The sequence below is a fragment of the Rossellomorea aquimaris genome (assembly GCF_008180865.1).
In the GTDB taxonomy this organism is placed as follows: domain Bacteria; phylum Bacillota; class Bacilli; order Bacillales; family Bacillaceae_B; genus Rossellomorea; species Rossellomorea yichunensis.
Genome location: NZ_VTEX01000005.1, coordinates 149,229 through 162,187, shown reverse-complemented (window position 1 = coordinate 162,187; position 12,959 = coordinate 149,229). Strand labels below are relative to the sequence as shown.

At 40.5% G+C, this 12,959-nt stretch carries 17 protein-coding genes and 1 pseudogene; 15 read left to right on the top strand and 3 right to left on the bottom strand.

All coding sequences use genetic code 11. From position 1 onward, the window contains the following. The first annotated feature begins 280 nt into the window (after window positions 1-280). The 13 genes from FZC88_RS18690 to FZC88_RS24685 all read left to right on the top strand — a co-directional run bounded on the left by FZC88_RS18690 (window position 281) and on the right by FZC88_RS24685 (window position 8,752). Window positions 281-745, top strand: a complete 465-nt coding sequence (locus FZC88_RS18690) for a GNAT family N-acetyltransferase (RefSeq protein WP_148996196.1) — start codon at window positions 281-283, stop codon at window positions 743-745. Between the two features lie 93 nt (window positions 746-838). Continuing rightward, complete coding sequence (locus tag FZC88_RS18685) at window positions 839-1,435, top strand: class I SAM-dependent methyltransferase (protein ID WP_148995995.1); 597 nt, start codon at window positions 839-841, stop codon at window positions 1,433-1,435. Between the two features lie 155 nt (window positions 1,436-1,590). Continuing rightward, window positions 1,591-2,283 (top strand): response regulator transcription factor, encoded by a 693-nt coding sequence (locus FZC88_RS18680; protein ID WP_148995994.1) that lies wholly within the window; start codon window positions 1,591-1,593, stop codon window positions 2,281-2,283. A gap of 107 nt (window positions 2,284-2,390) precedes the next feature. Next, on the top strand, window positions 2,391-3,314 hold the full coding sequence (locus tag FZC88_RS18675) for an ABC transporter ATP-binding protein (RefSeq protein ID WP_148995993.1): 924 nt from the start codon (window positions 2,391-2,393) through the stop codon (window positions 3,312-3,314). Further along, the gene (locus FZC88_RS18670; protein WP_148995992.1) at window positions 3,307-4,056 is read left to right on the top strand and encodes an ABC transporter permease; all 750 of its coding nucleotides are present in this window, start codon (window positions 3,307-3,309) and stop codon (window positions 4,054-4,056) included. The genes FZC88_RS18675 and FZC88_RS18670 overlap by 8 nt, the downstream gene beginning before the upstream one ends. Window positions 4,057-4,077: 21 nt before the next feature. Then, entirely contained in the window at window positions 4,078-4,986 is a 909-nt protein-coding gene (locus tag FZC88_RS18665) for a sensor histidine kinase (RefSeq protein WP_262371971.1), read from the top strand. Between the two features lie 190 nt (window positions 4,987-5,176). After that, on the top strand, window positions 5,177-5,515 hold the full coding sequence (locus FZC88_RS18660; protein ID WP_148969987.1) for a PadR family transcriptional regulator: 339 nt from the start codon (window positions 5,177-5,179) through the stop codon (window positions 5,513-5,515). A 1-nt stretch (window position 5,516) separates the two neighbouring features. Further along, entirely contained in the window at window positions 5,517-5,861 is a 345-nt protein-coding gene (locus FZC88_RS18655; RefSeq protein ID WP_148995991.1) for a DUF1048 domain-containing protein, read from the top strand. 156 nt (window positions 5,862-6,017) lie between these two features. Next, window positions 6,018-6,779 carry an ABC transporter ATP-binding protein gene (locus FZC88_RS18650; RefSeq protein ID WP_148995990.1) on the top strand — a complete coding sequence of 254 codons (762 nt, stop codon included), beginning with the start codon at window positions 6,018-6,020 and terminating at the stop codon, window positions 6,777-6,779. Next, window positions 6,780-7,529: an ABC transporter permease gene (locus tag FZC88_RS18645; protein WP_148995989.1), complete on the top strand. Its 750-nt coding sequence runs from the start codon at window positions 6,780-6,782 to the stop codon at window positions 7,527-7,529. It begins immediately after the preceding gene. 273 nt (window positions 7,530-7,802) lie between these two features. Beyond that, window positions 7,803-7,991 carry a hypothetical protein gene (locus tag FZC88_RS24695; RefSeq protein ID WP_316247541.1) on the top strand — a complete coding sequence of 63 codons (189 nt, stop codon included), beginning with the start codon at window positions 7,803-7,805 and terminating at the stop codon, window positions 7,989-7,991. A gap of 118 nt (window positions 7,992-8,109) precedes the next feature. Continuing rightward, window positions 8,110-8,502: a Gfo/Idh/MocA family protein gene (locus FZC88_RS24690; protein WP_316247546.1), complete on the top strand. Its 393-nt coding sequence runs from the start codon at window positions 8,110-8,112 to the stop codon at window positions 8,500-8,502. Between the two features lie 10 nt (window positions 8,503-8,512). Next, a complete protein-coding gene (locus FZC88_RS24685) occupies window positions 8,513-8,752 on the top strand; it encodes a hypothetical protein (protein WP_316247540.1) in 240 nt (79 codons plus the stop codon). Between the two features lie 476 nt (window positions 8,753-9,228). On the opposite strand, the gene FZC88_RS18635 is transcribed toward FZC88_RS24685, so the two are convergent. Beyond that, window positions 9,229-10,410, bottom strand: coding sequence for an MFS transporter (locus FZC88_RS18635; RefSeq protein WP_148995988.1), 1,182 nt, complete (start codon window positions 10,408-10,410; stop codon window positions 9,229-9,231). 81 nt (window positions 10,411-10,491) lie between these two features. Here FZC88_RS18635 and yeiL point away from each other — a divergent pair, with 81 nt between their 5' ends. Then, window positions 10,492-11,163, top strand: coding sequence for a transcriptional regulator YeiL (yeiL, locus tag FZC88_RS18630; RefSeq protein WP_148969982.1), 672 nt, complete (start codon window positions 10,492-10,494; stop codon window positions 11,161-11,163). An 86-nt stretch (window positions 11,164-11,249) separates the two neighbouring features. Continuing rightward, on the top strand, window positions 11,250-11,378 hold the full coding sequence (locus tag FZC88_RS24570; RefSeq protein ID WP_262371970.1) for a hypothetical protein: 129 nt from the start codon (window positions 11,250-11,252) through the stop codon (window positions 11,376-11,378). A 234-nt stretch (window positions 11,379-11,612) separates the two neighbouring features. Here FZC88_RS24570 and FZC88_RS18625 read toward each other — a convergent pair whose 3' ends face one another. Together FZC88_RS18625 and FZC88_RS18620 are read right to left on the bottom strand one after the other, a co-directional pair. Next, window positions 11,613-11,990, bottom strand: coding sequence for a VOC family protein (locus FZC88_RS18625; protein WP_148995987.1), 378 nt, complete (start codon window positions 11,988-11,990; stop codon window positions 11,613-11,615). A 53-nt stretch (window positions 11,991-12,043) separates the two neighbouring features. Beyond that, window positions 12,044-12,907, bottom strand: a pseudogene (locus tag FZC88_RS18620) (helix-turn-helix domain-containing protein). Window positions 12,908-12,959 lie beyond the last annotated feature (52 nt).

Sequence of the window (12,959 nt, the reverse complement as noted above, 5' to 3'; positions counted from 1 at the left end):
GGGAATAGGATAGAAATGTTTAAGGAAAGCATCAGTCTCCCCTTAATATATTTCTTGGCATCAACTGTTTGGCAAATAATCGATAATCGACAAGTTCAGTGGATAGATAATATCATGATCTGCTTTTTTATATTCTTGTTCTTGATGTTATATAATTGGTCGAAAATCCCTTATAAATGGAAGAAGGATAAGGTATAGAAGGATTAATTTAATATTGTTATGTATCGGAAGTTTACATTAAAATCAACACAGCAAACATCAGGGGGAAAGTATATTGAATATGCACATTAGAGAAGCCACCCGGAATGATTATGATGTGGTTCATCAAATCCAAAGACAAGTGCACGAAATTCATACAAAGGAAAGACCGGATCATTATAAGATGGCTGATACTACGTTAGACAAAGAGTATTTTAATAACTTGATAGAAGGAGAAAATACAAAGGTCTACTTACTGGAAGAAGACCAACCAATCGCTTATACAATCCTTACGATCAAACATACAGAGGAAAGACCCATTCTCATTCCAAGGAAAGTGGTCTATATGGACGATTTTGGTGTTGATCGTATGTACAGAGGAAAAGGAGCGGGGAAAATATTCTTTGGGAAAATATTAGAATTCGCAAAGGATATAGAAGCAGACTCATTAGAATTAGGCGTGTGGGAGTTTAACGAAAATGCCATAAAGTTTTATGAATCAATGAATGTAAAGACAAAAATGAGGAGGATGGAAATAGAGTTATAAAGCTCTCCTTGTTCCATCGCGTCCACTTGGACCTTCATGATTTGATATAATGTTTACCACGCAGCTTCAATTCTATGGATAGGAGTGTGAAATATGGAAAATAACGTTTTTGAAGAGATGGCGAAAAGATACGATACAGAAGCTCGGATAGAATTAGCTAAAGTAATTGTTAAGGAAGTAAAACAAGAACTACAAAATAGTAAATCAAAATCTCTAATCGACTACGGGAGTGGCACCGGTCTGATTAGTCTTGAATTAACGGATTTAGTGGAATCCATTTTGTTGGTCGATTCATCAGAACAAATGGTAGAGGTTGCGAAAGCAAAGATTTCTCAAAAAGGTATCACCAACTCAGAAGCACTTTATTCAGATTTTACCCAGGGAACTCCAGATATTAAGGCTGATATCGTGTTAATGTCACTCGTCCTTCTTCATATTCCCGATACTAAAAAGATTCTAAATGAGTTGTGCAACATTCTGAATGATGGTGGCAAGCTCATTATTGTTGATTTTGACAAAAACGATAACATCAGCCACCCGAAAGTACATAACGGCTTTGTCCATGAAGAACTGAAAGAAAAGCTATCCGAAGCGGGATTTAATTCAACGGAAATCAAGACATTCCATCATGGAGAACGTATTTTCATGAATCAGGATGCCTCCATGTTTATATCCAGTAGTATAAAGTGATTTAGGGGAAACAATAACACCATAGGAAATCGAGTTTGAAATCATAAAGATTTTAGGCTCGATTTTTTTTTGGTGGGTACACAACGATTATTCCACACTTGACATTGACGTGAATTCAATCAATGATGATGGTAATAAATGTGAGGGTGATTCAGTTGAAGGATTCAGTTGATATTCTAATAATTGAAGATGATGAGGATATTAATCGATTACTATGTAATATTGTCAGGAAAAGTGGCTATTCCCCGAAGTCCGCATACTCAGGTACGGAAGCAGTGATCTACCTGGACAGTCAGAAATGGGATATGGTATTAATTGATCTCATGCTACCGGGTTTATCTGGTGAAGATCTATTAAAAAAGGTCACAAATGAAAGTAATGTGCCGATCATTATCATTTCGGCAAAGCTTGAAACACAAACGAAGATCAATTCGTTAAGAGCTGGTGCAGATGACTATATTACAAAACCTTTCGATGTTGATGAGATATCGGCCAGAATTGATTCCTGTCTTAGAAGGTATCGGGATCTATCAGATGCTCCACTGACAAATCAAATGATTTATAAAGATATCGTATTGGATACGGACTCAAAAATAGTGACAGTGAATGATAATGAACTCAAATTAACGGCACGGGAATATGAGATATTGCTTCTCATGATGTCCTCTCCTAAAAAGGTTTTTTCAAAGTCTAATTTGTTTGAGAGTGTGTGGAATGAGAAATTCCATGGGGACGACAATACCATCAATGTTCATGTAAGTAATATCAGAAGTAAGCTTGCAAAAGCCAATCAGAATGAAGAGTATATTGAAACCATTTGGGGAATGGGCTATAAACTCAAAACTTAAGGTTTTCTTAAGATATGACTTAAGACTTTCTTACGTTTTCCTTCTTATACTTTAAGAGTGTTCAAAGAGGAGCCCTTTGAACAAGCGAATAAAGGAGGGGAATTTTGATGAATGAGTATGTATTAAAAACCAGTCAATTATCAAAAACATATCAAAATAAAATGGCGCTTCATAAAGTGAGTGTCATGATCAAAAAAGGATCTATTTATGGATTTATCGGTCAGAACGGTGCCGGGAAATCAACGTTGATTCGCCTAATAACCGGTCTCGCGTATCCAACGACAGGTACATTTGAATTGTTTGGAGAAAGCCAGGAACGAAATATTATTGAAGCAAGAAAAAGAATTGGAACCATCATCGAAGGGCCGGCGCTATATCCGCAAATGACCGCCCCTGAAAACTTGGAAGCTCACCGTCTGTTGAAAGGGATACCGGGAAAAGACTGTATCGAAAAAACCTTGAATTTAGTCGGTTTGCAGAATACAGGAAAAAAGAAAGCAAAGGATTTTTCATTAGGAATGAAGCAGCGTTTAGGCCTTGGTATCGCATTATTAGGGGATCCTGAGTTTCTGATTCTGGATGAACCGATCAATGGACTGGACCCTATGGGAGTTGTCGAAGTACGGGAATTACTTAAAAAGCTTAATCGAGAATATGGAATTACTATACTAATCTCCAGTCATATATTAAGTGAGCTGCATTTACTGGCCACTCACTATGGGATTATTCATGAGGGAGAATTGTTAGAACAACTTTCTGCGAAAGAACTGAATGAAAAATGTCAGCAGTACCTGCATATTAAAGTGGATGATCCAAACAAGGCTGCAACGGTAATAGAAAATCATTTTTCAACACAAGAGTTTGAAGTGATGCCTGATGGAACCATAAGGTTGTTTGCCTATGTTGACGTACCGGGTGAAGTTTCCAAAATCTTAACCAGTGAAGGGTTGGTCATAGAAGAATTTATGCCGATGGGAGAAGATTTGGAAACGTACTTTAGTCATCGCATCGGAGGTGTACAGCATGGGTAATCTACTAAAAACGGAGTGGTATAAATTAAGGAAGGACCGATCATTTCGATTCCTGACTTGGATGTTAGTTGCGGCTGCAGTGTTGTTTCCACTAATAGAATTCGATAATGGGGCTTCAGGATTACCAACTGTAAAGGATTATTATCGGGAGAGCATTCTCGGTCCTCATGCGAGTATAGTGAAGCTTATTCCAAGTATTTTGGCAGGCTTCTTTATCACAAGCGAATATTCCATGGGTACGATGAAAAGTATCGTATCTTCAGGCAATAGCAGGTTCCGAATCTACTCTGCAAAGCTTATCGTATTTTCAATTGGAGCCATTATCATATCATTAATATTACCGATTATGATGACAGGATCCAGCGCCATCTATTTTGGATTTGCAGAGATGCCTGAGTGGACATATTACCTGCAAACACTGGGACTGATTATATTGTACGGGGCAGCCTTCGCTTCCATCATGGCGATCTTTTCTATCCTATTCACAGACAGTGGGAAAACGATAGGGTTTCTTCTTCTGTTCTTTGTATTTGCTGATTGGCCCCTGCAGGTGTTAGCGGCAAAAGTGCCCTTGTTTGAAACCATTTTAAATCATTCCATCTTTAAGTTGATTTATGACATTATCATTGTGGATACGTTGAAGAGTGGGGATGTATTAATCATGATAGTGGTTCCCATTCTGACGTTTCTGTTATTTGGTGCTTTAGGAAGCATGATTTTTCAAAGAAAAGAAATTAAGTAAAACGAAAGTGGGTGAGGTCAAATGATACTCTATTTATTGATGGCAGTTTTGGCAGCCTTCGCATATGTCCTCATCCGTTTTTATCTGTTGAAAAAGGAAATGAAAAGGGCAACCTTGCAACTCCGGCAATTACATCAACAGGATTCAGCGAAAAAAATGACGATTAGCTATTATGACCGCGATTTCGAGGAGTTAGCACAGGAAATAAATAACCAGATTGATTTAACGAAACAGGCTGAAGCAGTCAAGCGCTCCACTGAAAATGAACTAAGACAGGCTATATCCCATATTTCTCATGATATTCGAACACCCATGACATCAATTTTAGGATATATTCAATTTCTGGAATCAGATGAAATGAGCCATGAGGAAAAGAAGAAATACATTGAAACAATCAAAAATAGTGCAGGAAGGTTAAAGGTGTTACTTGAAGATTTTTTCGAGCTATCGATTATTGAACAAGCGGATTACCCTTTGAAAATGGAGAAGGTCAGTGTTAACCATTTGATTATTGAGTCACTATTAGGGTTTTATGAGGAGTTTAAAAAAAGGGACATAGAACCGGACATCCATATCCCGGAGCAAGACATTATGATGATGGCCGACTCCTCTCTCATGAAAAGAGTGATCGAAAATCTTGCAGTGAATGCCATTCGATACTCTACAGGAAATGTGACCATTCAGCTTAAAGAAATGGATACAGCCGTTCAGCTGAAAATTTCAAACTCTGTCGGGAAAATGAGTGAGCTTGACGTACATCAGATGTTCGACCGTTTTTATAAGGCTGATCAAACAAGAACCGGGAAAGGTACTGGGCTCGGTTTACCGATCGCGAAAAGCTTAATGGAAAAAATGAACGGAAGCATTCATGCTGAATTAAAAGAGAATCATTTAACGATGATTTGTGAATGGGAAGCGGAATCCGATTAATACAATACTCCACAATTACCATCAGAGCTGAAGTTTAGTCGTTACTAAAAAATGGGCTATTATTTGATTGACAATTTGAGCTATTCTGCGATACTATATACTAGTAGTCAGTATTACTGAATATCAGTAGCACAAAATACCTGAGAGACAAATTACAGGGAGTATACGAAATACAATTGGGGGTGAACATTTGGAGAATTTTACTGAAATGCTGAAAGGAGTGCTTGAGGGTTGTGTGCTTGAAATCATCAGCCGCGGTGAAACGTATGGTTATGAAATCACGCAACAGCTGAGGGAACTTGGCTTCACGGATGTGGTTGAAGGCACAGTTTATACGATTACCATGCGCCTTGAGAAAAACAATCTGGTGGACATTGAAAAAAAGCGCTCTACTGTGGGGCCACCGAGAAAATTTTACACACTCAACGCAGCAGGTCATGAGAAGCTCGAAACTTTTTGGGGAAAATGGGATTTCGTCTCAAGCAAAATGAACGAACTCAAAACGAAAGAAATCAAAAGGAGAGGATAAGATGAAGTTTATTGAAATGATTATCGGAAATCTGGCTGACAAGCGGGAATGGAAGGCGATGGAAGCACGTGCGAAGACACTTCCAAGTGAGTACCTCAACGCATACAAAGCGATCCAAAAATATATGTGGACCGCTGGTGGTCTCACCGATTGGAAGGACACGAGCCGTATCTTTAATGGCATTCTCGACCTGTTCGAGGAAGGTGCAGCGGAAGGCAAGGAAGTAACTGACCTCACGGGTGAGGACGTAGCTGCTTTCTGTGATGAACTGGTGAAGGACTCGGAGACCTGGAGTGACAAGCATCGCGCTAAGTTGAACAATACGATTGGCCGTGAAAAAAAGTGAATGCAAAAGAGAATACCGACTGAATAGCGGGTTGAATGTGGTAGTACATTCACTATTCAGTTTTTTTTTTAATCCGGTAGTAAGTATTACAGAATATCAGTCTTACTGAGTACTGAGGGAAAGGTAAACTAGCGCATTTTATAAGGAGGAAAAAAGATGAATGATGCAGCGATTTGTATAAAAGGGTTGAAAAAATCCTTTAAAGACAAGGAAGTCTTAAAGGGAGTGGACTTAGAGGTGGTCCGTGGTGAAATTTTCGCACTGCTGGGCTCTAATGGAGCGGGAAAGACAACGATCGTCAATATCCTCTCGACGTTGATGAAGCAGGATTGCGGTGAAGTGAGTATTTGCAGCTTTGATGTTCAGCGGCAACCGGATCATGTTCGCCAGAGCATCAGCCTGACTGGTCAGTTTGCAGCTTTAGACGGCATGCAATCCGGGCGGGAAAATCTGATGATGATTGCCAAGTTGCGTGGGGTTTCAAATCCCTCTCAAGTCGCCGATGATCTGCTTACAAGATTCAGTCTCACCGATGCAGCCAACCAACGTGCAGATCATTATTCAGGGGGGATGAAGCGCCGTCTTGATATTGCCATGAGCCTGATAGGGAAGCCGGCCGTTATATTTCTAGATGAACCGACCACGGGGCTTGATCCCGAAGCGCGGATTGAAGTCTGGGAGACCGTCAAGGAGCTTGCCGGCGGTGGCACGACCATATTGCTGACGACCCAATACCTGGAGGAAGCGGAACAACTGGCGGACCGCATTGCCATCCTGCATGGCGGTAAAATCATCACGACGGGTACCCTTACGGAACTCAAGGAGATGTTCCCGCCAGCGAAAGTGGAATACATCGAGAAGCAGCCGACATTGGAAGAGATTTTCCTCGCAATCATTGGAAAAAAGGAGGAGATGTAAATGAAAAGTAAAACAGGGGTACTACTGGGACGTTTAATGCGCAATATCTTACGCAGCCCGGATACGATTATCACGGTGGCGATCACGCCGATTATGATGATGCTGCTGTTTGTCTACGTATTTGGCGGCGCTATAGAGACTGGCACGGACAACTACGTCGATTATCTATTGCCGGGAATCCTGCTGATCACGATCGCATCCGGCGTCGCTTACACTTCTTTGCGGCTCTTTAATGATGTGAAAAGTGGTCTGATGGCGCGCTTCATTACCATGCCCATCAAGCGCTCGTCTGTATTGTGGGCCCACGTATTGACATCGCTTGTTTCCAATGCGCTTACTGTTGTGGTGGTCATCCTCGTCGCACTCTTGATGGGTTTCCGTCCCAGTGCTGATATCCTGGATTGGCTCGCAGTAGGTGGGATACTCGTGCTGTTTACATTAGCGCTGACATGGCTGGCAGTTATACCTGGATTGACAGCACGGTCCATGGAAGGAGCCACAGCATACTCGTACCCGCTGATTTTTCTGCCGTTCATCAGTTCAGCCTTTGTCCCCACTGAAACCATGCCTAAAATTGTCCGGGCGTTCGCGGAGAACCAGCCCGTGACTTCAATCGTTAATTCAATACGTGCCCTCTTATTTGAAGGGACCGTGGGCAACGATATCTGGATCTCGCTTGCCTGGTGCGTGGGTATTATGGTCATCGCTTATTTCATAGCTAGTAAAGTATTTAAACGGCAGTTAGGTTGAGTGCAACAATATGTTGATTACCGGTGTTGTGAATGTATTTGAAATAACACTAGATGGATTTTAGGAAATCATCAACTATTTGTACTGGTTTTGTAAAGGAATGTAGTTAAAGTAGAGGGGCGTTGATCTAGTATGGATGAACGCTTTTTTTATTGGAGTTATTGGATTAACAGGCCAGATTGTTGAAGATGTAGTTTAGCATTGGATGTGGGGAACCGTATCATAAATAGACAAGCCAAGCAGAAAAATAAGATTCATGAGGAGGAATCCACCATGAAATACAATAAAATCCGCTGGGGAATCATCGGCTGCGGGGAAGTGACGGAAAAGAAGAGCGGCCCTGCTTTTAAAAAATTGAAAACTCGGAACTTGTGGCGGTCATGCGGAGAACGGGTGGGCTGGCAAGGGATTATGCGGAAAGACATCAGGTCCCGAAGTGGTACGATGATGCGGATGCATTGATTGATGATCCTGAGGTGGATGCGGTTCACATAAGGAATATACGCTGAAGGCAGCCGCTGCGGGGAAACCTGTCTATGTGGAGAAGCCGATGGCCCGTAACAAAGAGGAATGCAGCGAGATGGTGGCTGCCTGCAAAGAAGCTGGGGTTCCTTTATTTGTGGCTTACTACCGCCGGGCGCAGGAGCGCTTTTTGAAAATTAAAGAATTGCTGGATCAAAAGGCAATTGGCGACGTTCGTTTGGTCTCCTCGACTCAGTATCAAAAAGCGGGGGACGACGTAAAGGATTTGGACCATCTTCCATGGCAGGTTCAGCCTGAAATAGCCGGTGGCGGCTTGTTCTTTGATTTGGCGAGCCATACCCTCGATATTCTCGACTTCCTGCTCGGACCGATTCAAGGAGCAAAAGGCTTTTCTTCGAATCAAGCCGGCTATTATGATGCGGAAGATATTGTGACGGGTACATATCAGTTTCAATCCAGCGTTCATGGGGTTGGAAAGCACGGCTTTTGAAGATGTGGATATGAATGAGATTGTCGGAAGTGAAGGAAAAATCAGCTTTTCTATATTTGGGGATGACCCCGTTATCTTGACGACCCGTGAAGGACAGCAACAATGGAGCTTCGAACGGCCCGAGCATGTCCATCCGCCGCTAGTAACGACGATCGTTAAAGAGTTAACTGATGGCGGCGAGTGGTGTCCAAGTACCGGAGAATCGGGTGCGAGAACCAACCGCGTGATGGATGAGATCGTCGGGAAGTGAAAAATGAGGTGAGGTTGCTGCATCAGCGCAGCGAGTCCCTCTAGCAAATATGAAGATGGGACATAAGTAATTTAACCTAAGGAAAACCCGAATCAATTTGTTAACTATCTAGCAAATTGATTCGGGTTTTTATTGTCAGTTAGATATTAGCTCTTTCCAGCGGTTGATTGGAGTGCAAGACGAAGACTCCTGCGGGAAGAGTGGCTTATGTAAGACGTGTCTAGCTATGGGGCTTAGAGGCACATGTCATAAGTCAACTTGTCCAAGAAGGCAAAAAACGCCTTCGTGGCCGATTCGCCTTATGCCACCCGCCTCTGAGCAAAGCCCCTCCGCTTTTCATACCCGCAGGAATGAAGTGACGAGGAGGCTTACGGGCTACCCGCGGAAAGCGAAGTCTTGCACGGAAATCATTAGTGGTGTTAGAAAGTGCTATTAGGAACTAGTCCCAGCATCTTTCTTTTAACATACTAAATAAATCAACGCGATTCAGCAGACACCAAAACATTCTTTTCCACTTCCAATTTCCGATACCCAAGAGCAATGAACATTGCCGGCAGGCTGCAGGCAAGCATTCCGATGAAGGCATATCTTGGCTCAATTTCATATAAGAACCCTCCGAATATCGTAAACACCGCTGTGCTCCAGCTGAGTGCAAAGGCTGAATACATGCCTTGAGCCTTTGGGATATGTGTATGCGGAATGTTTGTTGTTAAGTATTTCATAAAAGCATAGTGCCCCATCGCAAACGAAAATGCATGAAGCGTCTGTGCAATGCAAAACACCACAACGTTTGGAAACGTAAACACCAATATCCACCGCAGAGAAGAGCCGGCTGCAGCCAGTGCCAATAAGGTCCCTGGTGAGAATCGATTAAAGCGCTTATCAGCCATCGAAAAAAAGATAATCTCTGCAATGACGGCAATGTTAATGATGACACCGATGAGATAGATCGGTGCATGAATCTCCTTTAAAAAAATGTATCCATAGTTGTAATAAGCAGCGTGGGCTGCTTGAAGAAGCACCACAATCATAAGGACAACCAGGAAATGTTTCGTCCGGAATAAATCAAAGATATTGACCTTTATGGATTGATTTACTTGCGGTTTCTTCGATAAAATTTCCGGGGCATTCGTTAAGCTGAGAGCGACAAAGCAGCTGATTCCCAGCAATAGTGCCCAAAAAATTACGTCATCACCAAACATTCCTGTAAAAACCGTTAACAGTATACCTACCGAGACAAATCCGATGGATCCCCACTGTCGGCTTTTCCCATAGTGCTTCAATTGCTTACTTTGTACAAGAACGCCGGCAACGCTGTCTAAAGCCGGCATTAAGGTCGGGTAAAAGATGTGCAGTATGACGGTTACGATCAGTAAGGCAGGAAACGAGTCAGCCGGGATATAGCAGAGAATTGCGACCAGTGTACCAATTCCGGCTATGTTTAAGAGTGCTTTATTACTGACCCTCTCTAATAAATAGGGAAACGCAAAAAGCGTGGAAAGTCCCCTCGCAACTAATCCAATACTCATAATGAAACTGGCTTCTGAAACCGAAATGCCTTTCGTTTGTATCATCCACCCTGACCAATAAGGCAGAAAGATTCCCCAGGTCAGAAAAAAACTAAAAAAATGTGTGCTCATCCATCGTTGTGTATTCATTTGTATCCTCCTTATCAATCGCATGATATCATGAGAATAAGGAAGATTAATATGAGATATCTCATATTTTCGAGGTGGAAGATGGAAATATATAAAGGTGAGAAAAAGCGGTTATATCTAGAAAAGCACTCAATCGCTCATCGATTTTCTTTTCAAATTGAAGAATATCTTGAAGTACGGGAATATAAGCGGGATGAATGGATCATTCAAGAAGGGAAGAGACCTGATTACTTATTTTATGTGACAGAAGGAAAGGCAAAAATATACGTCACGCATCAAAATGGAAAAGTTTCGCTGATTAACTTTATCAATGCGCATGATTATATTGGTGAGATGGAATTATTAAACGATGTGTACTATACAAAAGGAATTCAGGCATCCACAAAAACAGTTTGTTTTGCTATGCCTTTTTCCAAGAATCGAACCAAACTGCTTGAAGATACAAAATTCCTACGTGAATTAACAAAATTCTTGAGTCTGAAGGCAACGTTGATGGCAGCCAAGTATTCACAAAGCCTTGCTTTTCCGTTGGAAAACAGGCTTGCAGACTTTATTTTACAGACGTCCGATAAAGGAGTTTACCTGGAAAAGCACGTAATTGTTTGTGATTATTTAGGAGTCTCTTACCGCCACCTGCTGCATGTGCTGACACAGTTTTGTGATAAGGGCTATTTGCAAAAAGAAGGCAGGAACTATCGAATTAAAAAGCAGAATGCTCTATATGAGCTTGCCGAAGCGATAAAGAATAAATAAATGTTGATTTCATGAGTTCATGACATCTGATATGTTTAGATGCAAAAGGTGAAGCCTTATCATATAAAAAGGGGGTATATTAGAATTTGCCGTATAGAAATTTATTAAACCAGAAAACGTACTTAGTCGGACTGCTTCACACTAAGTACGGTGATCGTAACCAAGATGACCATCATTCCAGGAAGTTGCAGCCATTCATGCATAGTCAGTCCTAGGGATCCATACTAGTAATAAAGGTAAACGCTATACCCTGAAAATTAGGGCTAAACGAGCTTGGAATTGAACGCAAACTCGTTTATTTTTTGCCTCTTAAATAACCACGGTGAACCGTATCACAAATAGTGGTAAAGCAGAGGGAAGAAGTAATTCTGGATAAAGAAGTATTAAAAAGTCTAATTTATTTTGAAGGAGACCGTTCGTGTAATTTAGACGATCTCCTTTTGGTTTTCTTAAATTTGTACTTCACTCATCAATGCATGAGTATTATCTTCTGTATCTTTAAAAAATACCATCCATGTTTCAGTTTGTCCCATTTTCGTTACCACATGTGGTTCATCGATAAAAGGAACTTCTTTACCTACTAAGCGCTCATATGTATCTTTAATATTATTTACTTGAAAATAAATTACCGAACTTGAATGAGCAAATTCCTCTTTTTCTGGCAGAGTTAACATGAGCCGCAGGCCATCGCATTCAAAAAATGCCATACTATCCGTGTTAAATAATAGAGAAAGTCCTAGTTTATCTTTATAAAAATTCAGTGCCCTCTTTATATCTTTTACAGGTATTCCAATTTGCCCAACATTCTTAATCATTGCAGTATCCATAAAATATTTCTCCCTTCAAATTTCTTATTCCTAATAAGAATAAAGAATCTCCCTTATAATTTCTTATCCGATCTCACTTTTTTTCGATATTCTCTAGGAGATAAACCAACATGTTGCTTAAACATTCTGCTAAATGATACAGGGTTTTGAAATCCAAGTTCAAAGGTTATATCGGTCATAGTATGGTCTAATTCTGCTAGTAATTGTTTTGCCTTTTGTATTCTAAATACTGAAATATGCTGATGGGGCGTTCTGCCGTAAATTTGAGAGTAAGTTCTTAATAAATGGTTAGGTTATAAACAAGCAACTTTAGCAACTTCCTCAAGTTTTATCGGTTGATTAAAATTAGACCTAATATAATCGTGTGCTATACTTACCCTTTTGTATAATTCTTCACGTGTAGAATTACGAATTGCATGTAATGATTCGATTTCTGTATATGTATTTATGTGTTCATTTATAATAGAAAACATTATCTTATGGAATTGTTCCTCATAACCAACAGAATCAATATCAAGACTGGGTAATATCTGCATGAAATATTCCAGTTGATAAGATAGAATATTATTCTTATGATAGGTTTTTTCAAAAAAGCCAATTGAACTTGTATCCTTAAACGGATCGCTTAGAAGACGCTCATTTGTTTCTTTTAAGGAATGAAGGACTTCTTCTGCAAACCCATCTTTAAAGAAAAGACAAAAGGATTCTACAACTTTAGGTTCTTCAATTGAAATTGTGTATGCACCTTCATTGAGGAGGAGGTATCTACTCCCTTCAACAGCAAAGAATCCTTTGTTAGTCTTATAATGGGCTTTACCATTAAAGAATGTTTTAATGGACAGTTGACCATTACCTTCCCAGTAAAACTGTTTGCTTTTTGCATTCAAAACGAAATTGGTAGAATCATTTTTTGGCATAATACAATCTCCAGATAACTTATTTTTCCATAGTATTATTATACAATGGAAT